We start from the raw sequence: 23,157 nt of genomic DNA, 5'->3' as shown, positions 1-23,157 counted from the left end.
TACCAGTGCCGCTCTACCACTGCTTCGGCATGTCGATGGGCACGATGGGTTGCGTCTCGAAAGGCGCCACCATGGTTTTCCCGGGAGAAGGGTTCGACGCCGGCGCCACGCTGAAGGCGGTGGCTCAGGAACGCTGCACCGGGCTCTATGGCGTACCGACCATGTTCGTTGCTCTGCTGGATCATCCGGATTTTTCCGCCTTCGATCTCTCCAGCCTGCGCACCGGCATCATGGCCGGTTCGCCATGCCCGATCGAGGTGATGAAAAAGGTGGTGTCGCTGATGCATATGGAACAGGTGACCATCGCCTACGGCATGACCGAGACCAGCCCGGTGTCGTTCCAGAGCGGCGTCGACGACCCCCTGGAAAAGCGCGTCTCGACCGTCGGGCGCATCCACCCCCATGTCGAGGTCAAGGCGGTCGATGCCGATGGCGCTACAGTTGCGGTCGGCGTACCGGGTGAGCTTTGCACGCGCGGCTATTCGGTGATGAAGGGTTACTGGGACGACGACGACAAGACCCGCGAGGCGATCGACGCCGACGGCTGGATGCACACCGGCGACCTCGCCACCATCGACGCCGAGGGCTATTGCAACATCGTCGGCCGGGTCAAGGACATGGTCATCCGCGGCGGCGAGAACGTCTATCCCAGGGAGGTCGAGGAATTCCTCTACCGCCATCCAAAGGTCAAGGAGGTGCAGGTGTTCGGTATTCCCGACGCCAAATATGGCGAGGAGCTGTGCGCCTGGATCGTGCTCAAGCCCGGCCAGATCGCCACCGAGCAGGAGGTCAGAAACTTCTGCGCCGGCCAGATCGCCCATTACAAGATCCCCCGCCACATCCGCTTCCGCACCGAATTGCCGATGACGGTGACCGGCAAGCCGCAGAAGTTCCTGATGCGCGAGGCGATGGTGGAGGAACTGGGCTTGGTGACGCAGAAGACGGCGTGAACGGGTGAACGCTTCGATCTGTCGGTGCGCGAATGCAGCCACGGTTCGCAGCAGCGCGCAGGGGCTTGCATGAGCGGTTTCGGACGTTCGGTGACTTCATATGCGATGCCGCTGGCCGCCTTGGTGATGGCTGTCGCCGTCAGGGCAGGCGGGCTGTCGGCGGACGAAGGTTCGCTGGGCGTCAGGATACTCGTCGGAGCGCTTTCGAGTGCGATCATGTTCACCACCATTTTCGTGGTGCTCGACCACGCCGAGGCGGTGGCTCGGCGTGTAGGAGAGCCCTACGGCACATTGGTGCTGACTTTTGCCGTGACGGCAATCGAGGTGTCGATCATCGTTTCCATGATGCTGCATGGAGAGAACAACCCTACGCTTGCACGTGAGTCCGTCTTTTCAACGGTGATGATTGCATCTACCGGCGTCGTCGGCACGTGTCTTGCGCTTGGCGGCTGGCGCCATCGCAAGCAGGCAATTGTTCGACAAGGGACCAGCGCATATTTGGCGGTTCTGATCGCGCTGACCATCATGACGCTTATTCTGCCGACCTACACACAAGCTACGGGGCCGGGCACATTTTCGGCAGCTCAACTTGGCTTTGTGAGCGTGCTTTCGGTGCTGCTTTATGCAAGTTTTGTGTTCGCGCAGACTGTCCGCCACCGAGAAGACTTTGTCGAAGGGCAGGCCCACGGCGTTTCGCTGCGGACTGCTCCTCACGAAAGCGTCTTTGCCAGCGCTCTGTTGCTGATGGCCGGCCTGATCGGCATTGTCATGCTCGCCGAGCAGGTCGCGGCAAGCGTCGAAGATACGCTCGTTGCCTACCAGGTGACCCAGGCTGACAGTATTGTGGGGGCAATGATCGCCGGGCTGGTGTTGATGCCGGAGGCCATTTCGGCGGTTCGCGCTTCACTCAACAATGAGCTGCAACGCGGTTTGAATGTCGCGATGGGTTCCGCTTGCGCCACAATCGGTTTGACAATACCGGCGGTCGCAGCCGCCAGCCTGCTGACGGGCAGAGGGTTAACCCTGGGGCTTCCAGCGACTGACACAGTGCTTTTGATTTTAGCGCTCTTCATATGCAATGTGAGCTTTAGTACTGAAAGAACAACATTCTTGACGGGCGCTGTCCATATCGTGGTATTTCTTACATACATATTTCTTATATTTGTGCCATGAACTCTGGCTCAGGTTGGCGCTTGAGGGCTGGCTCGCGCTGCGGCTGGGCAATGGCCGACGTCGGCTGTAAACCCCGATTGGCATCCAACATCGGTGGGGCGTCCACGCCGCCATGGCGCTGCATCGTCGAAATGAGCAGATGGTCGAGGGCACAGAATTCGTCCAGGGTGATCGGTCCCTTGCCGCGCGGATGGCCGTGCCCCTGGGCGGTGACGAATTCCTCTTCGAACAGTTTCTGCCTGATCAGGCCACTCGAACGTCTTCCGCGGCTCCGATGAAGAGATCGATGTCGCCCTGCTCCAGGTGCTCGACGATCCTCGGCTTGTCGGGCACCGTAAAGGCGACCTTTGCGTTGGGAGCTTGGGATTTGAACCGCGGAATGAGGTCCGGAGCCAGGATCGCTGCCGGATTGTCCGTTGCGGCAATGCGATAGACACGTTTGCTTGTGGCGGGGTCGAACAGATGAGCAGTATTCACGAAATCGCTCAACCGAGCAGCCGGACGAGTTCGGGCTCAAGTGCCAGGGTCGTTCAGCAATTGACGCAGCCGCGTCAGGCGGGCCGACAAGGCCGATTGGGTAATGTTCAATCTCGACGCCGCATGGGTGACGTTCTGGTGCTTCAACAGCGCATCGAGTGTCAGCAGCAAGCCAACGTCGAAATCCGATAGCCGTTTTGTCAATGGGACCTCGAACCAGCAGGCGCTATTCAATCGGTAGCGCTCTCTAGCACGGTTCCGGAGATTGAAGGACAATGGCTTCGAAGTTTACTGCCGCCTATGGCGATTTTGCGACAGGTGCTGCTCCTCGCCACAACGCGGCCCGACCGTTCCAGATGGCACGACTGTTTCCAGCCAGAGGTCCTAACGACGATCGGCCCGCATCTCCGTCGACTTCGGCGCCGTGCCGGGTTCTTGAACGAGCGGTCCGAGCAGCACTTCTCCGAACAGTGGCTGGTAGCGGCGGCGCACGGCCGGGTCTTCCTTGAAGGACAGTGCGTACTGGCCGATCTGGTGGAAATAGGTGATGCGCGCCCGCACGATGCTCTCGTCTTCCGAATAGCCCATGGCGCGGAACGCCCGGATGAGCAGCGCGATGCGCAGATCGTCGATGTCCTTGACTTCCTGAGCGAGCTTTTTCGATGTCCGTGACCAATCGCGAACAGCCAAGTCAAGCAGCGGGCTGAAAGGGGCTTCATCCACCCAGACATGCACGATGTCGGTGAAGAACTGCAGGCCGTCTATGTCGTGGATCTCGCGCATCGCCCAGAACGGCGCGCAATTGCTGTTTCGCCATTCCTGCAAGAGGCCGCCGCGAAGGTCCGCCAGGCTGGCAAAATGGAAATAGAAGCTGCCCCGCGTGACCTTCAACTGCTGCGCCAGGCGGTCGATCTTGACCTCGCCGATGCCGCGCTTTTCCAGCACCTTGCGCGCCGCCGCAATCCAGGCCTCACGGCTGAGCGTCTGCCGCGCCGCTTTTGATCGCACCGCCGGTCGAGGCGGTCGTTTCGTTTTCGCCAGCACGCCTTTCCCGTTCATGAAATTCGAGACCTTCGTCGCCGCGCGCAACGCGCATGGCCGATTCGCCTATCGAACCGCCCCGTGACTGCTTCGCAATTCTCCGTGTCACCGTCTATCGCCGGATACGCATTTTCAGGGCAGTGCACTGATCCGCTCCAGCATCAGCGTGAAGAACGGCGCCGGATCGATCCGGCGCAGGACATTGCAGTTCTTGCGGCGGCCGGTGACGTGCCACCAGTCGACGACGGTCATGCCTATGGTTTCGGGCGAGACGATATCGACCGTCACGGCGCACTGGCGCTGCTCGTAGATCCCCGGGGCCAGAAGGTAACCGGTGACGCACGCATCGTGGATGGGACGCGCCGCCGTCGCGAATTTGTGGGTGCCGTATTGGCGATAGAAGTCGGCCATGTTGGCGGCCTCGATCGCCGCGCGACTGCCGGTGGCGCGCAGGGCGTCGAGCCATTCAGGCGTCATCAGGGCAGTGTAGGTGCAGTCGATGCCGGCCATCGTCACCGGGACGCCGCTGTCGAACACTTTGTGCGCGGCATGCGGATCGACAAAGATGTTGAACTCCGCGGCAGGCGTGGCATTGCCGCCTTGAAAAAAGCCCCCGCCCATCAGCACGACTTCGCGCAGCCGAGGGACGATTTTCGGTTCCATGGTCATGGCCATGGCCAGGTTGGTCATCGGCCCGAGCGTGCAGACGGTCAACGCGCCTTCCGGCGCATCCATGATCGTGCGCACCAGGTAATTGACTGCGTGCTCGCTCTGCAGCGGTGTGACGGGTTCGGGCAGATCGGCGCCGTCGAGGCCCGTTTCGCCGTGAACATACTCGGCCGTGATCAGCTTGCGCACCATCGGCGCCGGGCAGCCGGCATAGACCGGCACATCGGGTCGTCCGGCAAGTTCCACGACCTTGAGCGCATTCTTCGACGTTAGGGCAAGCGGCACGTTGCCGCCGACTGTCGTGATGCCGACTACCTCGAGTTCGGCTGGCGAGCCTAGCGCGAAAAGGATCGCGAACGCGTCATCCTGACCTGGGTCGGTGTCGATGATTATCTTGCGTGGTGCCATTGTGCCGCGTTTTTCCCGTTGCGCTCGAAAGCCTATTGCTGAGGCGATTTGGATGTGTAGAAATACAGTACTGTATCTTATGTTCAAGAGAAGGTGTTCGAATGGACGCACGCGGCGACTTTTCCGAAATTCCGATCATCGATGTGTCGGCGCTCTATGGCGATGACCAGGAAGCGATCGCCGCGACGGCGGCGACACTGCGCCGCCATCTCGAGACGATCGGCTTCCTCTATGTCGTCGGGCATCCGATCCCGCGTGCCGACGTCGAAGCGGTTCGCGAAGCCAGCAAGCGCTTCTTCGCTCTGCCCGAGGAGCAGAAACTGGCGCTGAAGATCGACAGGAATTTCCGCGGCTACCTGCCCTTTGCCGGCTCGACGATCGTGACGTCGTCGGTGGCGACAGTAAGCAAGCCGAACCAGAGCGAATCGATCTTCTTCATGCACGAGGTCGAGGCCGACGACCCCAGGACATTGGCCGACAAGCCGCTGCAGGGTCCCAACCAGTGGCCGGACGAGGCAACGCTTGCTGGCTTCAGGCCAACGATTGAACGCTATGTCGATGAGATGAGCACACTGGCCCGCAAAATGGTCGGCGCCATCGCTCTTTCGCTTGGACTTCCGACCGACAGTCTCGACCGTTATTTCGATCAGCCGACAACCTTCCTGCGGTTGCTGCACTACCCGACGCAGCCGCATGAGGAGGGGCTATTCGGTTCGGCCCCTCACACCGATTACGGCTTCATTACACTGCTGGCGCAGGACAATGTCGGCGGCCTGGAAGTCAAGAACAAGGCGGGCGAATGGGTTCCCGCGCCTCCGGTCCCGGACTCCTTCGTGATGAATGTCGGCGACATCCTGGCGCGCTGGTCGAACGACCAGTTCGTCTCGACGCCGCATCGCGTCATCAACCGGTCGGGGCGCGAGCGCTATTCCCAGCCCTTCTTCTTCGACCCGTCCATGGATGAAACGATCGAGGCGCTGCCGGTCTGCGTGCCGGCCGGTAGCCAGCCGAAATATGAGCCGGTGCTCTACGGCGACTATCTGATGGAGCGCATCGACAAGAACTACCATTACCGCAAGAAAAAGGCTGCGGAAGCAGCCGGTACATAGACGGATCAATGCTTGGCTGCGGCGATGAGGACGCGAGGCCCTGATTGGAGAGCAGACTGCAGGAAACGTTGTAATCAAAAAAGGGGAACGAAAATGAGAGCACATTTACAGATGGCAGGTTTGGCGCTGGCCGCACTTGCCATAGTCTGGAGCGGACCTTCAGGCGCCGCCAAGGTGACGAAATCGGCCGAGGTTCAGCAGACCGGCATGCTGACCGTCGCCAACACGCTGGACTATGCGCCTTTCGAGTATCTCGACGCCGACGGCAAACAGACCGGGATTATCATAGAACTGGCCGGTGAGGTGGCCAAGCTGGTCGGCGCCAAGCTGGACGTGGCGCGCACACCTTTCCCCTCGATGATACCGGGCCTGGCGGCCGGCCGTTTCAAGGTCGCTTGGGAGACTTTCTCCGCCACGCCGGAGCGGCTCAAGCAGGTCGATTTCGTCATGTTCCTGAAGGCCGGCCTGGCTGTTTCGACGTCGCCGGACAAGAAGGCGAGTTTCAGCGGCGACACCCCGCTCTGCGGCAAGCGGATCGGCGTTTCGGCAGGCAGCGCATCGGATTTCCTGGTCGACAAGCTGAGCACGGATTGCACCGGCAAGGGCCAGGCAGCCATCGAAAAATCGGTCTTCAACTCGTCGACGGATATCGTCCAGGCGGTGCTGTCCGACCGCGTCGACGCCCGCATGGACGATGCGACCGCCTCGAGCTATTTCGAGGTCACCAGCAAGGGCCAGCTCGTGGTGCTGCCGACCCTCTATGAAGTCGCGCCGCTCGGCATGGCGATCGCCAAGGACGACAAGGAGACCGCCGATATGATGGTGGGCGCACTCTCCGAGCTGTTCAAGAACGGCACCTACAAGGCTATTCTCGACAAATACGGCATGGGCGCCTACGCGATCAAGGAGCCCTATTTCGTCGGCAGCATGGAGGCGTTGCGCGCCGACTGACAAAGTTTTGTCCAGTCGGACGCACTTTGTTCTAAAACTTTGATCATGCTTTCCGAAATCATTTGGGGCTGATGCGATAGCGGTTGTCGGCGTCCGGTCTCGTGCCGGGCGCCGCTTCCGGATCAAGACCAGGAGAAGCAGCGATGGGCGCGGCCCACCCAAACGAGATACGCATCGAGCCGGGCGTCGCCGAGGCGGTTTCGCGCCTGACCGTCATGCCGCAGCGCCGCTACGGCATCTGGGTCGGCACGGCGCTGGCCCTGCTGGTGGCATTCCTGATCATCCGGGCCTTCGCCAGCAACCCTGCCTTTGCCTGGCCTACGGTGGTGAGTTACCTCCTGCATCCCTCTGTCATGCGCGGCCTTGGCAACACCTTGATGCTCACCGCGGTGATCATGATATTGGCGATCGTTGTCGGCACGGTCATCGCCATCATGCGCGTGTCGCCAAGCCCGGTGCTGCGTGCCTTCGCGGGTCTGTACGTCTGGTTTTTCCGTGGCGTACCGGCCCTGATACAGCTGATCTTCTGGTTCAACCTGTCGCTGCTGGTGCGCGAAGTCTCGTTGACCATCCCCTTTGTCGGCACGCTGTTTTCCGTGCGCACCAATGATTTCATGACTCCGTTCTTCTCTGCCGTCGTCGCCCTTTCCCTGTGCGAGGCGGGCTACATGGCCGAGATCATCCGGGCCGGCATCAAGTCGGTGCCGTCGGGCCAGGCTGAGGCGGCGAGCGCGCTTGGCATGCCGTACCGCATGATCCTGAAGCGCATCACGCTGCCGCAGGCGATGCGCTTCGTACTGCCGCCAACCGGCAATGAGGCCATTAACCTCCTGAAGATGACGTCGCTGGTGACATTCATCGCCGTCGACGACCTGTTCTATTCGGCGCAGAGCATCTATGCGCGCACCTTCGAGACGATCCCGCTTCTGATCGTGGTCGCCTTCTGGTATCTCGCGGTAGTCAGCATCATGTCGGTGGGACAGCATTTCCTCGAGCGACATTTCGGTCGCAGCGATACGCGCCGCGATGCCGTGACGATGCGCTTCCTGCGCAACATCATCAGCCTGCGTGGCATTTCCCGATGAGCGACGTGAAGGACGAAAATCGCGCCCGCTTCGGCGTCCCAGCCGACTCCATGGTTTTCGCGCGCGGCGTGCGCAAATCCTATGGTCCGCTCGAGGTTCTCAAGGGTGTCGATCTCGACGTACCCGTCGGATCGGTCGCCTGCATCATCGGCCCTTCGGGTTCCGGCAAGAGCACATTCCTGCGCTGCATCAACCATCTCGAGAAGCTCAGCGCCGGCATCCTGCTCGTCGACAGTCAGTTCGTCGGCTACGACCTTAGGGACGACAAGCTCTACGAGGTCAAGGACGACCTGCTTTGCCGGCGGCGCGCCGAGACCGGCATGCTGTTTCAGTCGTTCAACCTGTTCTCCCACATGACCGTGATGGAGAATTTGATTGAGGCGCCGACGCAGGTTCGGCGCATCCCCCCGGACGAGGCAAAGGCCGAAGCGGAGATTCTGCTTCGGCGCGTCGGTCTCCTGGACAAGGTCGACCGGTATCCGAGGGAACTGTCCGGCGGCCAGCAGCAGCGTGTCGCCATCGCGCGCGCGATGGCGATGAAGCCGAAAGTCCTGCTCTTCGATGAGCCGACATCGGCGCTCGACCCCGAACTCGTTGGCGAGGTGCTGCAGGTCATGCGCGATCTGGCCGAAAGCGGCATGACGATGGTCGTGGTCACCCACGAGGTAGGCTTCGCCCGCGAGATCGGCGATCAGCTGGTTTTCATGGATGGCGGTGTGATCATCGAACGCGGCGCTCCGCGCGAGATGATTGCCAATCCGGTATCGCCCCGAACCCGCGAGTTCCTGTCGCGGGTGCTTTGACGGCAAGAGAATCCACCCAAGAGAAGATCCACAAAAAAAGCGCGGGCCATGGCCCGCGCCTTCGCATATTCAGCCTTCCAAAGAGCTCAGTCCTTCTCGAAGATGCGCGCCTTGGCGACGACGCCGGCAATGGCGCCGCCGATCAACGGTGCCACGATGAACAGCCAGAGCTGGCCGATCGCCGCAGTTCCCGAAAACAGCGCCGGACCGATCGAGCGGGCCGGGTTGAGCGACGTGCCGGTCACCGGGATGATGGCGAAGTGCAGCCCTGCCAGCGTCAGGCCGATGACCAGTCCGGCGAACGCCGTCGAGTGCTTTTCGGCCGTGACGCCAAGGATCACGGTGACGAAGGTGAAGGTGCCGATCACTTCCCACAGGAAGGCCGAACTGACACCCCATTTCGTCACATCCCAGCCATTGGCGCCGAAGCCGGTGGTGTGTCCGCCAACCTGGCCGGAGACGATGATCCACAACGCCAGTGAAGCAAGGACGCCGCCGATGACCTGCGCGATCCAGTAGGGGATGACGTCCTTGGCCGGCAGGCGGCCGGCAAGGAAGACGCCGAGCGTCACCGCCGGGTTGAGATGCGCGCCCGAAATGGGGCCGATCGCATAGGCCGCGGCGATGAGGCCGATGCCGAACGCCAGACCGATCCCTTCCTGGCCAAGCGGCAGCGCGCCGCCGAAGCCGCCCGTCACCACAGAAGCCGTACCGATGAACACCAATAGAAATGTGCCTAGAACTTCCGCCAGATAAGTCTTCATTGCCCTCTCCTCGTGTCGATCCGCCGGTTCACCTTTTCGCGCCGCGAATCACAATCGGAAGAGTATTCGCAACCAGAAAAGTTGGAAAGCAGAGCGGTTGTGCCGGCCGACCTGCTTGTGCGCGCCGGTTGCGCGCTCTAGAGCAGGGCCGGAATAATTTTCTGCGTGACGGAACAAGACAATGCGACTGGGCGGAAGGCTGGCTGCGGCCATCGAAGTGCTGGAAGACATCGGCCGGCGCCACCGGCCGGTGGCGGACGCGCTGAAGGATTGGGGCCTGTCGCATCGCTTCGCCGGCGGCGGCGACCGTGCGGCCATCGGCAACATCGTCTATGACGCCTTGCGCCACAAGCGTTCCGCGGGCTGGCTGCTGGGGCAGGACACGCCGCGCGCCATTGGCTTCGGCGCCCTGCTGCTCGAATGGGGGCAGACGGCCCAGTCGCTCAACGAGGCGCTGGATGGTGACAAGTTCGCACCGCCGCTGCTGACCGCCGCCGAGCTTCAGGCCATCGCCGACGGTCGGCTCGCCGATGCGCCGGACGCGGTGCGGGCGGATGTTCCCGACTGGTGCGCGCCGCTTTTCGAGCGAGCCTTCGGCCCGAGCTGGGCCGACGAGGGCGCCGCGCTGGCAACGCGCCCGCCGCTCGACCTCAGGGTCAACACCTTGCAGGCCAACCGCGACAAGGTGCTGGCCGAACTGACGGGAACCGGCGCCAAACCCGCGGCAATCGCCCCGCACGGCATCCGCATTCCACCGATCGACGGCGATGGCCGGCACCCGAATGTGCAGGCCGAACCGGCCTTCCAGAAGGGTTGGTTCGAGGTCCAGGACGAAGGCTCGCAGATCGCGGCCGCCCTTGCCGGGGCCGAAGCCGGCATGCAGGTGCTGGATTTCTGCGCCGGCGCCGGCGGCAAGACGCTGGCACTGTCGGCTTCGATGGAAAATCGTGGCCAGATCTTTGCCCATGATGCGGAGAAAGCACGGCTGGCGCCGATCTTCGACCGCATCCGTCGTTCGGAAAACCGCAATGTGCAGGTGGTCACCAAGCCCACGGAACTCGCGCCGCTCGGCAACCACATGGACATCGTGCTGGTCGACGCGCCCTGCACCGGCAGCGGCACCTGGCGGCGCCGCCCCGACGCCAAATGGCGGCTGACGCAGAGGCAGCTCGATACCCGCAAGGGCGAACAGTCGGCGATCCTCGATGCGGCCAAAGCCTATGTCAAACCGGGCGGCCTGCTGGTCTACATCACCTGCTCGGTGTTTGATGAGGAGAATGGCGAGCAGATCGCGGCCTTTCGGGACCGTAACAGCGGCTTTGTTCCCGTCGACCACCGCCAGCTCTGGGACAGCCGTTTTCCCGGCCATCCGGCAGCCGCGCGCATCGGCGCCAAAGGCGACATCTCGCTGTCGCCGGCGCTGAGCGGCACCGACGGGTTTTACTTCTGTGCGTTGCGCAGGTCGGCCTGAATCCGATCGGATGTCGCCAATTCCTGACGGATGCGTGGCGCCAGCAGGCAGGCCAGGTCGATTGTGCAGTGCAGCAAAAGCATTTGCCTGCCGTCCATGCCTCTGCAATAAGCTTATCCGCATAAAGGAAGGCAGCGGCCATGGCAGCAAAGATCGTACCCGCCCCGGACTATGAGGATCGCGTCAGGACCTCCTTCGCACGCCAGAAGGCGATGGCCACGATCGGCGCCGAACTGACGCTGGTGACGCCCGGCATCATCGAGATCGAGATGCCCTATTCGGCGGCACTCACCCAGCAGCACGGCTTCCTCCATGCCGGCGTCATTTCGACCGCGCTGGACTCGGCCTGCGGCTATGCCGCTTTTTCGCTGATGCCGGAAAATTCCGGCGTGCTGACCATCGAGTTCAAGGTCAACCTGCTGGCGCCGGGCAGGGGCGAGCGCTTCCTGTTCCGCGGCTCGGTGACCAAGCCAGGCCGCACCATCATCGTCGCCGACGGCCAGGCCTACGCCTTTGCCGCCGACGGCGAGGCCAAGCTGATCGCCACCATGACCGGAACGATGATGACGGTGGTCGGGCGTGATGGGATAGAAGGGTGAGTGGCCGGTTCGCCGCAGGCGAATTCATCGTGCCGGTGGCACGATGAAAGGCCACGGACGCCGGGAGCTGCCGGAGGCAGCGGGTCCCGGCGAGCGGCGGCGCAGATAAGCAGGTGATCGGGCGGAGAGGAGCAAATCATCATGACCGATAAAATTCGCCGCCTGTCGGGCAAGGACGTCCTCTTCGTCATGGCGGCGCAGGCCGAATACGGTCCGCATCTCAAGCAGCTGTTCACGCCATTGATGACAGGTGTCGGTCCGGTCGAGGCCGGCGTCAGGCTAGGCGCTGAACTCTCCTGGCTGAAGTCGCAAAAAACCCTGCCCGACCTCGTCGTGTCGCTCGGCTCAGCCGGCAGCCGGACGCTGGAGCAGACGGGAATCTACCAGGCGGTTTCGGTCAGCTACCGTGACATCGACGCTTCGCCGCTCGGCTTCGAGAAGGGTGCCACACCCTTCCTCGACCTGCCGGTGACCGTGCCATTGCCCTTCAAGATACCTGATATCAAGCAGGCGACGCTATCGACCGGCGGCGCGATCATCACCGGTGCGGCCTATGATGCTGTTAACGCCGACATGGTCGACATGGAGACCTTCGCCTGCCTGCGCGCCTGCCAGTTGTTCGACATTCCGCTGATCGGGCTGCGCGGCATTTCCGACGGGGCGGCGGATCTCAGGCATGTCGGCGACTGGACCGAATATCTTGAAGTCATCGATGAGAAGCTGGCGGAGGCCGTCATGCGGCTCGAACAGGCCATCGGTTCGGGCACGCTTCTGAAAGATTCGCCGCATGAAGACGCCAGACCGCTCTGAAACTCGCAACCCATTGCGTCGACTCATTTCTTTCTCTAAACGCTCGCCATGAAAACAGCCAATCATCCCGATACCGTCCTGATTGTCGATTTCGGCAGCCAGTTCACCCAGCTCATCGCCCGCCGCATCCGCGAGGCCGGCGTGTTTTCCGAGATCGTGCCGTTCCAGTCGGCCGAAGCGGCATTCAAGCGCATCAATCCGAAAGCCGTGATCCTGTCCGGCGGCCCGGCTTCGACCGGCGATATCGGCAGTCCGCGCGCGCCGCAGATCGTCTTCGACGCCGGCGTGCCGGTGCTCGGCATCTGTTACGGCCAGATGGCCATGTGCGTGCAGATGGGCGGCGTCGCCGAAAGCTCCGACCATCGCGAATTCGGCCGCGCCTTCGTCGAGATCCAGAAGGACAGCCCGCTGTTTGAGGGCCTGTGGGCGCCCGGCCAGCGCCACCAGGTGTGGATGAGCCATGGCGACCGCGTCATCTCCTTGCCCACCGGCTTCGAGGTGTTCGGCAAATCGGAGGGCTCGCCCTTCGCCATCTTCGGCAACATCGAGCGCAAGATGTACGGCATCATGTTCCACCCCGAGGTGGTGCATACGCCCGACGGTGCCCGGCTGCTCAGGAACTTCGTCCACAACATCGCCGGCATCGAGGGCGACTGGACCATGCGCGCCTACCGCGAGCACGCGGTCGAGGCGATCCGCAAGCAGGTCGGCAAGGGCAAGGTCATCTGCGCGCTGTCGGGCGGCGTCGATTCCTCCGTTGCCGCGCTGTTGATCCACGAAGCGGTCGGCGACCAGCTGACCTGCATCCTTGTCGACCACGGCCTGATGCGCAAGGACGAGGCCGCGGGCGTGGTGGCGATGTTCCGTGAGCACTACAATTTGCCGCTCATTCTGGTCAACGCGTCGGACCGTTTCATCGACGCCCTCGAGGGCGAGTCGGATCCGGAGAAAAAACGCAAGACCATAGGCCGGCTGTTCATCGAGGTGTTCGAGGAAGAGGCCAAGAAACTCGGCGGCGCCGAATTCCTGGCGCAAGGCACGCTCTATCCCGACGTGATCGAAAGTGTCTCCTTCACCGGCGGCCCGTCGGTGACGATCAAGTCGCACCACAATGTCGGCGGCCTGCCGGCGCGCATGAACATGCAGCTGGTCGAGCCGCTGCGCGAGCTGTTCAAGGACGAGGTCAGGGCGCTGGGCAAGGAGCTTGGCCTGCCCGAGAGTTTCATCGGACGCCATCCATTCCCCGGCCCGGGCCTCGCCATCCGCTGCCCCGGCGGCATCACCCGCGAAAAGCTGGAGATCCTGCGCGAAGCCGACGCCATCTATCTTGACGAGATCCGCAAAGCCGGCCTCTACGATGCCATCTGGCAGGCATTCGCCGTGCTGCTGCCGGTGCAGACGGTCGGCGTGATGGGCGACGGCCGCACCTACGAGTTCGTCTGCGCGCTGCGCGCCGTCACCTCGGTCGACGGCATGACGGCGGATTTCTACCACTACGACATGGCCTTCCTGGGGGCTGCTGCCACCCGCATCATCAACGAAGTCCGCGGCATCAACCGCGTCGTCTACGACGTGACGTCGAAGCCGCCTGGAACAATCGAGTGGGAGTAGGGGGATTAGGCGGCGATGGTGTGTTGTCGCCTCCGCTGGAGTTAGCGCTGATTGCCTGACAGCACTCAAACGTGATCGGGCACGAATGTAAAGCATCGTCGGAGCCGTTTAGAGCCTTGGCATATGACGTGCAATACGCGGGTTTGAGCGAGCGACGATGGCTCGGCTGAAAGTTGGCTCGAACGTACTTTGCGGACCGCAAGGGGCGATAACTTCTGGCAACCGATTCGGCATCGGGCAGCGCGTTGGCTGTTTCCAGGAACATCCTTGACTGGATTGCGTTTCCTATTCCGGACCTTTCCAAAACAGGGAGAACGGTGTCATGGACTGGAACCGCGTGGAAGGAAACTGGAAACAGGTGAAAGGCAAGGTCAAGGAGCAGTGGGGCAAACTCACCGATGATGACCTTGACCGCATCGCCGGCAAGCGCGATCAACTCGAAGGCAAGATCCAGGAGCGTTACGGCATCGAAAAGGACCGCGTGCGGCGCGATGTCGACGATTGGTACGGGCGGCAGGGTTGGTAGGCATGTGAGCCCCGGCTGTGGCCATTCCAGGACGCGGCCCAACAGTCCGGCAGGACCATGCGGGCGCTGAGCCTTGTCGTCGGTTGAGTTTTGCAGCAAGGATTTCGTACTGTGGCTGAAAATATCTCTCGCAAGCAGGAGCAACGGGGGACAAGAAGAATTGTCACGTGGGCGATCGCAGTTATCGCCGTGATTTTTCTTGCTCTACTGGCTATATTCGTGTTCGGCCCGTTGCTATGACTTTCATGGCGATGATTGAGCTGTCTCCGATCCGGGGATGATCGGGCACTGGTCGGGGACGCGGGCAGCGGCCACCAGTGAGCAACTATGCTTCAGGCGAGGGCATGCGGCCAGCGCTGCTTCCGCGGCCGGACGACGCCAAGGCGGCGCACCTATATCGACCGCCGTCGCGCGGCTAGCCCGTCTGCAGTGCCGGCACAAAAACCTGTTTCACAAGAATTTTGCTGAACACGATTTCGCCGGGAACATATCAGGAAAGGATTGGTTTGGTGGCGGTACACCCAACCAGGAGATCCACCATGATCGTCAAACTTCTGTCCGCCGCTGTGCTCGCGCTCACATTGGCCACATCGGCAGTGGCACAGTCGAACAGTTCCGGCTCCAACAGCGGTTCGGGCTCGAACGACGGCACCGGGGCTACGTCTGGAAATACCGGCGGCAACAGCGGCACCGGCTCTGGAACATCCGTGAATCCTTCCGATCCGAGCACTACAAATTCGACAAATTCCACAACGAAATCAGGTGGCATGACTGACCGCTGCAAAGATTCGGCAGGCAACGACATCGACAACAACACCGCGACCGGCACGACAACATCGAATGTGCAGAACTGTAATAAATGACCCGGCTCCTCAATCCGTTGCCGGACCAGTGCTTCGGCAGCGCATTGAGCGCTGAGAGCGGTAAGCGCAGATGAACCGGCAGGCCGCCAAGCAAGCGCCGCCCCAATTCTGGTGGTTGGCAGGAGCATCGGCGGCTGTCGTCATCGGTTTTGCCGTCTTCGCCAGCGGATCGGTTCGCAGCAACAGTCTGCGAGAAACCACGCTTGTGCAGGCGATCGGCGGCGACCCTCAACGAGCCATCCCGGCCATGATCCGCAACGGCTGTGGCGGATGTCACGAAATCCCGGGGGTGCCCGGCGCCCGTGGTACCGTCGGTCCCTCCCTGCGGGGCGTCGTCGAAAGAGGATATATCGGGGCATCGCGAGCCAGCCCGGATGCGATGATGCGCTGGATCAGCAGAGCGCGGGACGTAGACCCGAACACGGCCATGCCCAATACAAATCTGTCGCCTCAAGAGGCGCGCGACATCACCGCCTATCTCTATGCGCGGACATGAGGCGCACTGAACTGGTCCGACGGCGCAGGCGCCTTGCCAGCAGAAGCAGCAGCCCAAGCATCAACACGGCGGCGCACGCCACAAGTGATTGAGCCGCCAGAACCATGATTGTCTGGCCTGTTGTCGAGCCGGCCCGCATCTGGCGTATATCGGCCGCGGTAACGCTGACGTCGGGATTTCCGAACCGAGCGGTGACGTAATTTGCAAGGGCTGCCACCTGGCCATCGTCCAGCCAGCCGCCGAAGGCCGCCATCGACTTACGCCCCGCCACGTCGCCAGCTTTGACGCCTTCAAGGATGGTCATGGCGACATCCTCGGGTGTGGCCGCGCCGGGGGTGCTGTTGCGGGTCAAGGACGGATAGGATCCGTCTGACGATCCGCCTCCGTTCGCCCCATGGCATGTCGAACAGAGCGATCGATAGAGATCATCGCCGGCTGCGGTCCCGCTGCCTTGCGTCATCCCTTCGGTTCCAGCATCGCCGTCGGCCGTGGCCGCGTTACCCCATGAGAAACGCGGCTGCTTTTCGTCTCCCGATTGGGCGGGCACGTCCCTGAGATAAGCGACGATGGCCTGGATATCGTCATCGGAAAGATGTTGCAGGCTGTTCATGACCGTTTCCGCCATCGGCCCGCCCGCATAAGCCTTCCCGGGAACGGCGCCGGTTTTGAGAAATCGAGACAGCTCTTCGTTGCTCCAGTCGCCGACGCCTGCGATCTTGTCGCTGGTAATGTTGAAGGCCTGCCAGATGCCGGCGGTGCCGCCGGCAAGCTTGTGGTCTTCATCCATGCCGAACGTTGCATTCCTTGGCGTGTGGCAGGCACCGCAGTGGCCGAGCACCTCGACCAGGTAGGCTCCCCTGTTCCATGCGGCGGTCCGGTTCCGATCGGGCGTGAAACTGCCGGTATGCAGGTTCGCGAGCTTCCACAGCGCAACTGTCCAGCGCTGGTTGAATGGAAAAGGCAGGATGTTTCGCGGCTGCGGCTGCGAGATCGGCGGCTGCGCCAGGAGGTAGGTCCGGATCGCAAGCACGTCCTCGCGGCTCATCGCGGCGAAGCTGTCATAGGGCATGGCGGGATAGAGATCGGCTCCATCGCGCCTGATACCTTTCCGCACGGCCCGCACGAACTCGTCCGCGGAGTAGCGTCCAATGCCCGTGTCAGGATCAGGTGTGATGTTGGTCGAGTATACGTCGCCGAAGGGTGTCGGCACGCGATAGCCTCCAGCGAACGGGCGGCTCGGATTGGACGTGTGGCAGCCGATGCAGTCGGCCGCTCGGGTAAGGTATTCACCCTTCTGGATTTCGCTCGCCCGCAGCTCAGTGCAAAGCGGCAACGATGCCAAGACGAGCGCGACCGCCCGGGAGGTGACGGCCGGGAATGGAATGCCCGCGGCAGGCCAAGGCGGGCACCGGCGGACGGCCAATCTCCGGGTCTTTGACCTCGTCACAGTTCGCACCCGCTGAAGATCAGCCCTGCCATCAGCTGCGCCAGCAAGATGAGCGTGAACAGCGCCCCGATGCCCACGGAAGTCCTTGCAAGGAATGCGCGCGTGCGCGCCTTCCGGGGCGGAACCGTACCATGTCCGCGGTCATGAACGGCGTGCCACGACAGCAGCGCGCCTGCCAGGGCGACCGCGGCGCCTATCAACGAGAACAAGGCAGTGGGACGAAAGCCGGCATGGCATTGCCAGGATGCAATCGAATAATCGAGCTGCAGCGTTATTGCCCACGCAACTGGTCCGCTGACCAGGCCTGCCCAGGAAACGCCGGTACGGATCGCCTGCATCTCACATCCTCGGAGCCCAATAGATAACAAGATAGAGCACGACCCATGAGACGACGACGAAGTCCCAGTAGAAGGCGTTGTCCGAGACGTCGCTGAAGCGGCGGCCTGCCTTGCCTTTTTGCGTGAACATGAGAACCGCCAGGACGATCGTGTCGCCGACATCGGTAAGGAGATGCGTCGTATGCAGCCCGAGCAGGAACCAGACGATCGATCCGTAAGCGTTCTGATCCCAGGAAATCCGCAGAGCCGGAAATTCCCAGATGCGAACGATCAGCGGAAGAATGCCGACGATCGACATGACGACCATGCCAAGGCGAACTTTCGCCAGGTCCTGGCGACGTGCCCAAACCTCGATCATGTGGTTGGGCACGACGCTCGCAACCAGAATAACCAGTACTGCCGTCCCCGGCAGCAGATCTGGCGCAGGGGCCCCAATGGGCCAATGCCGGGCCAGCACGGCCAGATAGAAGTAAGTGCCTATCGCCAAGGCAAAACCGGTTGCCTCGAGGGCAATGAAGGCAAGGGTTCCCCACCACATCGGGCTCGCTGACCCGAAATCGTATGTGGGCAGGTGACTGACGTCGGCGACGGGGCGGTGCCTCATTCCTCGTCCTCCGGTTCGCCTTTCGGCCAGAACCAGCAGATAAAGCCGATCGAAACCGGGATCGCTCCCCAGACCACCGCCCACGGCGTGTATATCGAACCGAGAAATGCGCCGCCGACTGCGATGGCCGACAGCAACGGCCAGATCGAGTTGTCAGCCGATGGTACCCTTACTTGCGGCATCGCATCGGCGACCGTACCGGCGAGCACCTCGCGGGCGTCGACACGCAGACCTTCGACCACTGGGAGCACATCGGGCTCGGCCCAAAGCGGTTCGCGGTGAGTTACCACGGGCAGCCGCGAAAAATCGTAGGAGGGCGGCGGCGACGTCGTCGCCCATTCGAGCGTGCTCGCGCCCCAGGGATTGTCTCCTGCAATGCGGCCGTTGCGGAGGCTGAGAAAGAGATTCAGGAAGAAAAGCGCGAAGCCCGCGAACACCACCAGCGAAGAGAGGCTGATGAAGAGGTTCATCTCGCCCCAGCCGCTCGCCGGCGGATACGTATAAACGCGGCGCGGCATGCCTTGCAGACCGAGAATATGCATGGGGAAGAAGGTGAGATTGAACCCGAGGAAGACCAGCCAGAAATTCCAGCGGCCGAGCCTCTCGGACAGCATGCGTCCGGTGATCTTGGGAAACCAGTAATAAACGGCGCCGAGCAGGGGGAAGACGGCGCCCCCGACCAGCACATAATGGAAATGGGCAACCACGAAATAGGTGTCGTGCACCTGCAGGTCGAGCGGCACCGAGGCGACCATGACGCCGGTCAGGCCGCCGATCACAAAGGTGAAGATGAAGCCGAGAACGAAAAGCATGGGCGTGGCGAAGATCGGCCGGCCGCCCCAGATCGTCGCAATCCAGCAGAAGATCTGAACGCCGCTCGGAATGGCGATCATCATCGAGGAAGCGGTGAAGAAGCTCTCGCCGAGTTGCGGCAGGCCGGTAGCGAACATGTGGTGCACCCACAGGCCGAAGGAAAGAAAACCGATCGCGATCAACGACAGCACGATCCCGAGATAGCCGAACACCGGGCGGCGAACGAAGGTCGGCAGGATCGCGGAAACGAAGCCGGTCGCCGGAATGAAGATGATATAGACCTCGGGATGGCCGAAGAACCAGAACAGATGCTGCCACAGCAGTGCATCGCCGCCTGCTACGGGGTCGAAAAATTTTGTGCCGACCAGGCGGTCGAGGATCAGCATTGTGCTCGAGACCATCACGGCCGGCATGGCGAACAGGATGACGAAAGCCGTAACGAGGACGGACCAGACATAGAGCGGGATGCGGTCGAGCGACATGCCGGGGGCACGTTGTTTGAAAACTGTCGCGATGATCTCGACCGCTACCGCGAGGGCGGACACTTCGGTGTAGGTCACCATCTGCGCCCAGAAATCGGGGCGCTTGCCGACGCCATATTCGGGTCCGGCGAGCGGCACATAGGAAAACCAGCCGGCATCCGCACCGGTTTCGAAGGCGAAGGCGATCCAGATCATCAGCCCGCCGGAAAGATAGACCCAGTAGCTGAATGCATTGAGCCGCGGAAAGGCGACATTGCGAGTGCCGATCATCAGCGGCACCAGGTAAATGGCGAAAGCTTCCATCACCGGCACGGCAAACAGAAACATCATCGTCGTGCCGTGCATGGTGAACAGCTGGTTGTAGAGATCGGGACCGATATGGCCGGCCTCAGGCTGGGCAAGCTGGAAGCGCATGGCGAGCGCTGACAGACCCGCAAGGATGAGAAACAGGAAAGCCGTCACGATATAGCGCCGTCCGATCAGCTTGTGATCGACCGTGACCAGCCAGCCGTAGAAGCCTTTCGGCGTTCGCCAGGCATGCGCCAGAAAGGCGCGCAGTCTCACCTCTTCGAGACCGGTGTCACGGATGCCTTTCAGGGCCTCCTGAGTGTGCTCGGCCGGCTTTCCCGCAAGGCCACTCATTCGAGGCTTCCGAGATAGGTGACGACCGCGTTGAGATCGTCGGCGCTAAGGGCAATGCGCGGCATCTTGGCGCCGGGCTTTATCGACTGTGGATCGGCGATCCAGGCGGCGAGCGCGCCAGGGGTCATGGCGAGCGTATCCGCGGCCAGTGCGCGTCGGCTGGCGAGATGAGTTAGGTCAGGTCCCACCGTTCCGCTGGCAGGCGTGCCTCTTATCGTGTGGCAGAGCGCACAGCCGGTGGACAGAAATGCCTGTTGGCCGCGGCGCTCTTCGTCGCCGCCAGGCGCGGATGCGACGGCGTTTTGCCTGGATTGCCATGCTTCGAACGCTTCGCGGCTTTCCGCGATGACGGTGATGGCCATATGGGCGTGCTGATAGCCGCAGAATTCGGCACACTGGCCACGATAGATGCCGGGCTTATCGGCGACGAGTGTGAGCTCACTCGGCCGGCCCGGAATGAGATCGCGCTTGCCGGCAAGGTTCGGCACCCAGAAGCTATGAATGACATCGAGCGAATCGAGTTCGACCTTGACCGGTTCGCCAACCGGGACATGGATTTCATTTGCCGTGACGATCGATTGGGACCGATCATCTCCGGGATACCGGACCTCCCACCACCATTGGTGCCCGGTGATGCGCACGGCAAGCGTTTCCGTTCCACTCAGCGAAGCAATGGATTTGCCGGCGAAAAAACTCGCTATCGTCATCATGACGAGCACCAGAACGGTCAACGCAATGGCGCTGCCGACAGCGCGGGTAAATCGGCGCTCCTGACGAGAATCGATCTCGAGCGGCGAGCGCGTTGTCTCGGACAGGCGACGACGCAAAAGCGCTGCCGCCAGGATCAACATGACAAGCAGCCACGTGGCCACTGCGATTGCGCTGAAAGACCAGATCAGATCAAGGATTCTCCGGGCATTCGCACCGTGTGCATGGAGGGCCGATTGCTTGTCGCCGCATCCTGCCAAGGCCAATATCGGCGCTGCGCTGATCGCCCTCAAACGCCGTTGCGCGGCCGTTCCCTGAACGGTGCCAGGCAAGATTTGCCTAGGACATGTGGGGGCAAGCGACATTCGCGGTCGTGTCAGCCTGCGAGAGCTGGCCAACGGACTCATGCACCTCGCCATGAAGGATCCACCATCGTTGCCAAGGCCATAACGCGGCTGACTGAAAAAGGATGCTTGGCAACACCCCCCGGCTGAAAACCGACGCGAAGCGGTGCGGGTTAGACGATGCGCAACTGCTGGAAAGCCTGTTGCCGCGGACTGCTCGTTTGAATCCAGAAAGCGACCAGGAGCAGTGCGGCTCCGCCATAGATCAGGCCGGCGGGAATCCACATGATCAAGCCTGCAAGTTGCTGGTCCTCGAGCGGGTTGAGCCCCCATAAATCCGAGCCGATCGCATTATCCGGATACCACAGCCTGGGCGAGACGACGAGCAACACCCCGAGCAGCCCGGTGTGGAGGGAGGTGAAGAAAAGATGCATCACGGCATTGCCGCAAGCCTGCTCGCGGCCAAGGCGAGGCAGCAGCACCCACCAGAACAAAAGCCCGCTACCGAGGAAACTCGCGTGCTGGGCATAGTGCAGGAAGCCCTGCTGGAGGGCAGCCTCGAACAGCGCCGGGACATGCCAGATCCATATCGCGGCTCCGTGCAGGACGGTCGCGACCACAGGACGGCTGATGAACGCCCAGACCGCCCGAAGCGCATTTGCATGTCCAGCCACTCCGAATATCTGGCGCAGCTGTACCGGCAGGGCCCACATCATCGCCGCCGTCGGGCGGGAGGCAACCAGCAGAGGCGCTGCGACCGCCATCAGCAATTCGTGCTCGATCATGTGCGCCGCAAACACATGTTCGCTCAATGCATGGATCGGGCTTACAAAGGCGAACGCCAGGACGGACCAGCCGGCAGCAAACAGCAAGGCCTGCCGCGATCGCAAGCGACGTCCACGTCCGCTCCGTCGCCACAGCCGGCCAGCGCCGGCAACATACAGCAAAAGGATTGCCGCCAGTGGCAATGTGATGGGTAGCGCCAGAGTCCAACCAGCCTGCGGAGCGCCGTTGCCATAGCAAATCGAGGTCGAAAAGAGCGCGTCGAAGCTCATGATCCGCATCCGTCACCCGGAAGAGCGCGGGTTCATCTGGAAAGATTCAGAATGAAGCCACTGAGGCGCGCTGTTCCACCTCCCTGCGCCGCCTCTAGGCATCCATCATCGATTTCGCCGGCTCACGGGCGATATTTTCTTCTATGCGTTCGTGTCCCGGCGTCCGCGGCAGGGCCTGGCGGAAGTTCTTGGCGTAGTCTGCCGGCATTTTGGGCGGCATCAGCGGCTCATAGGCATCTACCAGCGCTTCGATCACGACAGGGCCTTGCGTGGCGAAAGCCTGGTCGAGAACCGTCTCGATCTGATCGGCCCGCTCGATGCGAAAACCCTTTGCGCCCATTGCTTCTGCCGCCTTGGCAAAATCGATCGGCTGCAATTCGCAACCGAATTGCGGGTTGCCCAGAAACATCATCTGCTCCCAGGCGATCTGATTGAGCATGTTGTTCTTGATCACCAGAACCTTGAGCGGGATCTTGTAGCGCACCGCCGTCGAGAATTCGCCGAGCTGCATGGCAAAGCCGCCATCGCCGACGATGGCGGCAATCGGTCGACCGGGAAACGCTATGCCGGCAGCGATGGCGTAGGCCAGACCGCAAGCCATCGACGCCAGCGATCCGGACACCCCAAATGCCTGGCCGCTGCGAAGATCGACATGGCGGGCGGCCAGCTCCGTATTCTGACCGGAATCCGTGGCCAGCACTGTGTCGTCCGCCAATCTTTGTCCGAACGCCCGGGCAATCGCTTGTGGCTTCAATGGTTGCGCCTGCATGTCTTCCGACTGCCGCATCATCTCGCGCCATTTTCTCATGGTCTCCTGGGAACGGCGCAGGAATTCATCGGAGGGCTTTTGCGTCAGGCGCTGGTTGAGCGCGCGCAATGTCTCGGCCGCGTCGCCGACGAGGCCGGCCTCGACCGGAA

Annotated in this window: 25 protein-coding genes; 13 read left to right on the top strand and 12 right to left on the bottom strand. The window is 62.1% G+C overall.

Going from position 1 to position 23,157, the window contains the following annotated elements; all coding sequences use genetic code 11:
* A partial coding sequence (locus tag EN969_RS01170) for an AMP-binding protein (protein WP_164758122.1) occupies window positions 1-950 on the top strand: 950 nt, incomplete at its 5' end.
* Between the two features lie 69 nt (window positions 951-1,019).
* Window positions 1,020-2,123 carry a calcium:proton antiporter gene (locus EN969_RS01165; protein WP_013530361.1) on the top strand — a complete coding sequence of 368 codons (1,104 nt, stop codon included), beginning with the start codon at window positions 1,020-1,022 and terminating at the stop codon, window positions 2,121-2,123.
* A gap of 243 nt (window positions 2,124-2,366) precedes the next feature.
* On the opposite strand, the gene EN969_RS35755 is transcribed toward EN969_RS01165, so the two are convergent.
* From EN969_RS35755 to EN969_RS01150, 4 genes are all read right to left on the bottom strand, one after another.
* On the bottom strand, window positions 2,367-2,612 hold the full coding sequence (locus EN969_RS35755) for a LysR substrate-binding domain-containing protein (protein ID WP_063170133.1): 246 nt from the start codon (window positions 2,610-2,612) through the stop codon (window positions 2,367-2,369).
* Window positions 2,613-2,636: 24 nt separating this feature from the next.
* Entirely contained in the window at window positions 2,637-2,771 is a 135-nt protein-coding gene (locus EN969_RS35750) for a LysR family transcriptional regulator (protein ID WP_245462541.1), read from the bottom strand.
* Between the two features lie 213 nt (window positions 2,772-2,984).
* On the bottom strand, window positions 2,985-3,659 hold the full coding sequence (locus EN969_RS01155) for a TetR/AcrR family transcriptional regulator (RefSeq protein WP_013530362.1): 675 nt from the start codon (window positions 3,657-3,659) through the stop codon (window positions 2,985-2,987).
* A 114-nt stretch (window positions 3,660-3,773) separates the two neighbouring features.
* Window positions 3,774-4,718: a nucleoside hydrolase gene (locus EN969_RS01150; RefSeq protein WP_013530363.1), complete on the bottom strand. Its 945-nt coding sequence runs from the start codon at window positions 4,716-4,718 to the stop codon at window positions 3,774-3,776.
* Between the two features lie 101 nt (window positions 4,719-4,819).
* On the opposite strand from EN969_RS01150, the gene EN969_RS01145 reads away from it, so the two are divergent.
* The 4 genes from EN969_RS01145 (at window position 4,820) to EN969_RS01130 (ending at window position 8,666) form a co-directional block, all read left to right on the top strand.
* Window positions 4,820-5,827, top strand: coding sequence for a 2-oxoglutarate and iron-dependent oxygenase domain-containing protein (locus tag EN969_RS01145; protein WP_013530364.1), 1,008 nt, complete (start codon window positions 4,820-4,822; stop codon window positions 5,825-5,827).
* Window positions 5,828-5,920: 93 nt separating this feature from the next.
* Entirely contained in the window at window positions 5,921-6,778 is an 858-nt protein-coding gene (locus EN969_RS01140; RefSeq protein WP_063170135.1) for an ABC transporter substrate-binding protein, read from the top strand.
* A gap of 143 nt (window positions 6,779-6,921) precedes the next feature.
* Window positions 6,922-7,863, top strand: coding sequence for an amino acid ABC transporter permease (locus EN969_RS01135; RefSeq protein WP_013530366.1), 942 nt, complete (start codon window positions 6,922-6,924; stop codon window positions 7,861-7,863).
* Window positions 7,860-8,666 (top strand): amino acid ABC transporter ATP-binding protein, encoded by an 807-nt coding sequence (locus EN969_RS01130; protein WP_013530367.1) that lies wholly within the window; start codon window positions 7,860-7,862, stop codon window positions 8,664-8,666. Before EN969_RS01135 ends, EN969_RS01130 begins: the two co-directional genes overlap by 4 nt.
* Before the next feature lie 86 nt (window positions 8,667-8,752).
* On the opposite strand, the gene EN969_RS01125 is transcribed toward EN969_RS01130, so the two are convergent.
* Window positions 8,753-9,430, bottom strand: a complete 678-nt coding sequence (locus tag EN969_RS01125) for an MIP family channel protein (protein WP_013530368.1) — start codon at window positions 9,428-9,430, stop codon at window positions 8,753-8,755.
* Between the two features lie 181 nt (window positions 9,431-9,611).
* Here EN969_RS01125 and EN969_RS01120 point away from each other — a divergent pair, with 181 nt between their 5' ends.
* The 7 genes from EN969_RS01120 to EN969_RS01085 all read left to right on the top strand — a co-directional run bounded on the left by EN969_RS01120 (window position 9,612) and on the right by EN969_RS01085 (window position 15,806).
* Window positions 9,612-10,901, top strand: a complete 1,290-nt coding sequence (locus tag EN969_RS01120) for an RsmB/NOP family class I SAM-dependent RNA methyltransferase (protein WP_063170136.1) — start codon at window positions 9,612-9,614, stop codon at window positions 10,899-10,901.
* Window positions 10,902-11,041: 140 nt separating this feature from the next.
* Window positions 11,042-11,500 (top strand): PaaI family thioesterase, encoded by a 459-nt coding sequence (locus EN969_RS01110; protein ID WP_013530371.1) that lies wholly within the window; start codon window positions 11,042-11,044, stop codon window positions 11,498-11,500.
* A 141-nt stretch (window positions 11,501-11,641) separates the two neighbouring features.
* Complete coding sequence (locus EN969_RS01105; protein ID WP_013530372.1) at window positions 11,642-12,310, top strand: 5'-methylthioadenosine/S-adenosylhomocysteine nucleosidase; 669 nt, start codon at window positions 11,642-11,644, stop codon at window positions 12,308-12,310.
* A gap of 48 nt (window positions 12,311-12,358) precedes the next feature.
* Window positions 12,359-13,921: a glutamine-hydrolyzing GMP synthase gene (guaA, locus tag EN969_RS01100; protein ID WP_063170137.1), complete on the top strand. Its 1,563-nt coding sequence runs from the start codon at window positions 12,359-12,361 to the stop codon at window positions 13,919-13,921.
* Window positions 13,922-14,243: 322 nt separating this feature from the next.
* Window positions 14,244-14,447, top strand: a complete 204-nt coding sequence (locus tag EN969_RS01095) for a CsbD family protein (RefSeq protein WP_013533227.1) — start codon at window positions 14,244-14,246, stop codon at window positions 14,445-14,447.
* Window positions 14,448-14,986: 539 nt separating this feature from the next.
* Window positions 14,987-15,310, top strand: coding sequence for a hypothetical protein (locus tag EN969_RS01090; protein ID WP_013533226.1), 324 nt, complete (start codon window positions 14,987-14,989; stop codon window positions 15,308-15,310).
* 70 nt (window positions 15,311-15,380) lie between these two features.
* The gene (locus EN969_RS01085) at window positions 15,381-15,806 is read left to right on the top strand and encodes a c-type cytochrome (RefSeq protein ID WP_063170138.1); all 426 of its coding nucleotides are present in this window, start codon (window positions 15,381-15,383) and stop codon (window positions 15,804-15,806) included.
* On the opposite strand, the gene EN969_RS01080 is transcribed toward EN969_RS01085, so the two are convergent.
* The 7 genes from EN969_RS01080 to EN969_RS01050 form a co-directional block, all read right to left on the bottom strand.
* Entirely contained in the window at window positions 15,778-17,016 is a 1,239-nt protein-coding gene (locus tag EN969_RS01080) for a cytochrome c (RefSeq protein ID WP_164758121.1), read from the bottom strand. The genes EN969_RS01085 and EN969_RS01080 overlap by 29 nt on opposite strands.
* A gap of 233 nt (window positions 17,017-17,249) precedes the next feature.
* On the bottom strand, window positions 17,250-17,591 hold the full coding sequence (locus EN969_RS01075; RefSeq protein WP_063170140.1) for a hypothetical protein: 342 nt from the start codon (window positions 17,589-17,591) through the stop codon (window positions 17,250-17,252).
* 1 nt (window position 17,592) lies between these two features.
* Window positions 17,593-18,195 (bottom strand): cytochrome c oxidase subunit 3, encoded by a 603-nt coding sequence (locus EN969_RS01070; RefSeq protein ID WP_013533222.1) that lies wholly within the window; start codon window positions 18,193-18,195, stop codon window positions 17,593-17,595.
* Entirely contained in the window at window positions 18,192-20,132 is a 1,941-nt protein-coding gene (gene ctaD, locus EN969_RS01065; RefSeq protein ID WP_063170141.1) for a cytochrome c oxidase subunit I, read from the bottom strand. The genes EN969_RS01070 and ctaD overlap by 4 nt, the downstream gene beginning before the upstream one ends.
* Window positions 20,129-21,100: a cytochrome c oxidase subunit II gene (coxB, locus tag EN969_RS01060; RefSeq protein ID WP_337122686.1), complete on the bottom strand. Its 972-nt coding sequence runs from the start codon at window positions 21,098-21,100 to the stop codon at window positions 20,129-20,131. Before coxB ends, ctaD begins: the two co-directional genes overlap by 4 nt.
* Window positions 21,101-21,357: 257 nt before the next feature.
* Window positions 21,358-22,239 carry a cytochrome c oxidase assembly protein gene (locus EN969_RS01055; protein WP_063170471.1) on the bottom strand — a complete coding sequence of 294 codons (882 nt, stop codon included), beginning with the start codon at window positions 22,237-22,239 and terminating at the stop codon, window positions 21,358-21,360.
* 94 nt (window positions 22,240-22,333) lie between these two features.
* The coding region (locus tag EN969_RS01050; protein WP_245467403.1) for a thiamine pyrophosphate-dependent enzyme at window positions 22,334-23,157 on the bottom strand (824 nt) is incomplete at its 5' end.

The sequence above is a fragment of the Mesorhizobium sp. M7A.F.Ca.CA.003.01.2.1 genome (assembly GCF_003998945.1).
GTDB classification, from domain to species: Bacteria; Pseudomonadota; Alphaproteobacteria; order Rhizobiales; family Rhizobiaceae; genus Mesorhizobium; species Mesorhizobium ciceri.
Note: the sequence above shows the minus strand (reverse complement) of the source record. Positions and strands in the feature narration are given on the sequence as shown.

Excerpts from the sequence above, each read along its gene's own strand:
- EN969_RS01085 (WP_063170138.1), top strand. The coding sequence starts at position 15,381 with ATGAACCGGCAGGCCGCCAAGCAAGCGCCGCCCCAATTCTGGTGGTTG.
- EN969_RS01150 (WP_013530363.1), bottom strand. The coding sequence starts at position 4,718 with ATGGCACCACGCAAGATAATCATCGACACCGACCCAGGTCAGGATGAC.
- EN969_RS01125 (WP_013530368.1), bottom strand. The coding sequence starts at position 9,430 with ATGAAGACTTATCTGGCGGAAGTTCTAGGCACATTTCTATTGGTGTTC.
- EN969_RS01135 (WP_013530366.1), top strand. The coding sequence starts at position 6,922 with ATGGGCGCGGCCCACCCAAACGAGATACGCATCGAGCCGGGCGTCGCC.
- EN969_RS01120 (WP_063170136.1), top strand. The coding sequence starts at position 9,612 with ATGCGACTGGGCGGAAGGCTGGCTGCGGCCATCGAAGTGCTGGAAGAC.
- EN969_RS01130 (WP_013530367.1), top strand. The coding sequence starts at position 7,860 with ATGAGCGACGTGAAGGACGAAAATCGCGCCCGCTTCGGCGTCCCAGCC.
- EN969_RS01110 (WP_013530371.1), top strand. The coding sequence starts at position 11,042 with ATGGCAGCAAAGATCGTACCCGCCCCGGACTATGAGGATCGCGTCAGG.
- EN969_RS01105 (WP_013530372.1), top strand. The coding sequence starts at position 11,642 with ATGACCGATAAAATTCGCCGCCTGTCGGGCAAGGACGTCCTCTTCGTC.
- EN969_RS01155 (WP_013530362.1), bottom strand. The coding sequence starts at position 3,659 with ATGAACGGGAAAGGCGTGCTGGCGAAAACGAAACGACCGCCTCGACCG.
- EN969_RS01075 (WP_063170140.1), bottom strand. The coding sequence starts at position 17,591 with ATGCAGGCGATCCGTACCGGCGTTTCCTGGGCAGGCCTGGTCAGCGGA.
- EN969_RS01055 (WP_063170471.1), bottom strand. The coding sequence starts at position 22,239 with ATGAGCTTCGACGCGCTCTTTTCGACCTCGATTTGCTATGGCAACGGC.
- guaA (WP_063170137.1), top strand. The coding sequence starts at position 12,359 with ATGAAAACAGCCAATCATCCCGATACCGTCCTGATTGTCGATTTCGGC.
- EN969_RS01165 (WP_013530361.1), top strand. The coding sequence starts at position 1,020 with ATGAGCGGTTTCGGACGTTCGGTGACTTCATATGCGATGCCGCTGGCC.
- EN969_RS01090 (WP_013533226.1), top strand. The coding sequence starts at position 14,987 with ATGATCGTCAAACTTCTGTCCGCCGCTGTGCTCGCGCTCACATTGGCC.
- EN969_RS01070 (WP_013533222.1), bottom strand. The coding sequence starts at position 18,195 with ATGAGGCACCGCCCCGTCGCCGACGTCAGTCACCTGCCCACATACGAT.
- EN969_RS01140 (WP_063170135.1), top strand. The coding sequence starts at position 5,921 with ATGAGAGCACATTTACAGATGGCAGGTTTGGCGCTGGCCGCACTTGCC.
- EN969_RS01095 (WP_013533227.1), top strand. The coding sequence starts at position 14,244 with ATGGACTGGAACCGCGTGGAAGGAAACTGGAAACAGGTGAAAGGCAAG.
- EN969_RS01145 (WP_013530364.1), top strand. The coding sequence starts at position 4,820 with ATGGACGCACGCGGCGACTTTTCCGAAATTCCGATCATCGATGTGTCG.
- ctaD (WP_063170141.1), bottom strand. The coding sequence starts at position 20,132 with ATGAGTGGCCTTGCGGGAAAGCCGGCCGAGCACACTCAGGAGGCCCTG.